The following is a 2,006-nucleotide window of genomic DNA, read 5'->3' on the forward strand; positions in this document are numbered from 1 at the left end:
CGAGATCGCCGTCGAGCACGTCGTTCTGGTTGAGGTAGCCCACGGTGACGTCGCGGCGCTTGGTGACGCGGCCGTCGTCGGGCGTGGTGCGCTGGGCGAGCAGGCGCATCAGGGTCGACTTGCCGTCACCGTTCCGGCCGACCATGCCGATCCGGTCGCCCTCCTCCAGTCCGAGGGTGACGCCGTCCAGGACAGTCCGGGTGGCGAAGGTGACGCTGATGTTCTCAGCACCGAGCAGGTGGGCCAACGTGAATACTGCTTTCGTTGATGGGGTGTTTGTTTCGAGGAAGGGGCTGTTACGCGAAGTAGTCGCTGACAATCCTTGCACCATGGGCGGGACCGTGCACCAGTTCGGTGGCCAGCCCGGCCGTGGACAGCAGCGCATCGATCGTTGCTGCGTGCTCCTCGGACTCAGCGAGGAACGCCACCGTGGGACCCGAGCCCGAGACGATGCCTGCGAGCGCGCCGGCGTCCTTGCCCGCGCCGAGCACGTCTTTCAGTTCAGGCGCCAATTCCAGGGCCGCGGCCTGCAGGTCGTTGTGGAGCAGTTCAGCGAGCGCGCGCGCATCCCCCGAGCGCATGGCGCTGAGAATATGCGGGTCAATCTCGGGGATCTCCGGGGTTTCCTCGCCATTGGCAAGGCGCAGGTCGTCCAGCGTCCGGTATACGGCAGGCGTGGATAACCCGAAAGCAGAGGGCACCAGGACCCAGTGCAGCGGTGTCTTCGAGATTGCCGGCGTGAGCTGCTCCCCCACCCCCACCCCGACGGCGGTGCCGCCGATGAGTGCGAACGGTACGTCGGCGCCAAGGTCGACGGCGATCTTCGCGAGCTCGTCGCGGGAGAAGCCGCTGTTCCAGAGCGCGTCGCACGCCAGGAGGGCCGCTGCGGCGTCGGCGGACCCGCCGCCCATGCCGCCGGCGATCGGTACGCGTTTGGTGATGTTGAGATGCACGCCGGTGGAGTTCTCGCTCAGGTCGGCCAGCAGTGCCGCCGCGCGGGCGGCGAGGTTGCTGGCGTCGAGCGGGATTTCCTCCATGGGGAGGTTCAGGCTTCCCTGGCCGTCGACCGTGACGGTGATGGCGCCGTCGTCCGTTGCTGTCGCCGTAACTTCCTCATAGAGGGAGACGGCAAGGTAAACGCTGGCCACGCTGTGGTAACCGTCCTCACGGGGTGTTCCCACCCGGAAGGAGACGTTGATCTTGCCCGGCGCCTTCACCCGAACGGCGCGGGGGCCTGTTGTACGCATCCCTGCCGTTCTCCCAGCCACCATGGTGTCCAACTTAGATCACGTCAGGGCTGAGGAGAAACTTGAGTACGGGTGGTTGCGCTGCGGTGTGGTGCTTACTGGACTCGACGGTTGTCGACCGTTACTTCAACAGGGATGGGCTGCAGACGCTGCGCGCTGGCCTTGCGGTCAAGGACCACCTTGGCGGCCGCCGCAAGAAGTACGACGGGCAGCGTGAGAATGGCCATGCCAATTAAAAGGTCGACGAGTTCCAAATCGATTGCACCAAGCTTTCGTTTCTACGGACGCCTCATCCTTTTACAACGTAAGCGTTCGGGTACCGGTTCCCAAAATCGACTCGCTTCACTGACGCGCCTACCGCTGAATTCGGGCTGCTCGCGGTCAGGGGTTGGGTGACACTCGCAGCGAGAGGAAACGCTTGCTTTGCTCAGCGGCCCACTGCCCGCGGTCCGGAGCGACGGTCATCAGCCCGTACTCTGCGCCGGCCAACTCTGGGCCAATGTAGATGTCGAACGTGTACGAGCCGTCAGGACCCGCATACACCGTTGACTGGTCGAGTAGCTGCTGATCCGTATGGGGCGCGCCCAGGATGACCTCGATCCGCTCCCCCGGGGCGTAGCCGGAGCCGCTGATAGTGAGCGTTCCGGGCACGATGTTGATGGCCGGTCCGGGCCAACCCGGCTGCGGGTGGGCAACGCTCCCGCCGCCTGTGCCGGGGCCCTGCTGCGGGCTGTTGGGGAACGGGTTCGGCTCACCGTG

At 65.6% G+C, this 2,006-nt stretch carries 4 protein-coding genes; all 4 read right to left on the reverse strand.

Annotation, left to right across the window (positions count from 1 at the left end; all coding sequences use genetic code 11):
* On the reverse strand, positions 1 to 247 hold a 247-nt coding region (locus RIF85_RS15795; RefSeq protein ID WP_309072849.1), incomplete at its 3' end, for an ATP-binding cassette domain-containing protein.
* A gap of 49 nt (positions 248 to 296) precedes the next feature.
* Complete coding sequence (locus RIF85_RS15800; RefSeq protein ID WP_309072850.1) at positions 297 to 1,247, reverse strand: 4-(cytidine 5'-diphospho)-2-C-methyl-D-erythritol kinase; 951 nt, start codon at positions 1,245 to 1,247, stop codon at positions 297 to 299.
* Between the two features lie 95 nt (positions 1,248 to 1,342).
* Positions 1,343 to 1,474, reverse strand: a complete 132-nt coding sequence (locus RIF85_RS15805) for a hypothetical protein (RefSeq protein WP_309072851.1) — start codon at positions 1,472 to 1,474, stop codon at positions 1,343 to 1,345.
* A gap of 154 nt (positions 1,475 to 1,628) precedes the next feature.
* On the reverse strand, positions 1,629 to 2,006 hold a 378-nt coding region (locus tag RIF85_RS15810), incomplete at its 5' end, for a hypothetical protein (RefSeq protein ID WP_309072852.1).

The organism is Arthrobacter sp., from assembly GCF_031179385.1.
Classification (GTDB): Bacteria; Actinomycetota; Actinomycetes; order Actinomycetales; family Micrococcaceae; genus Arthrobacter_D.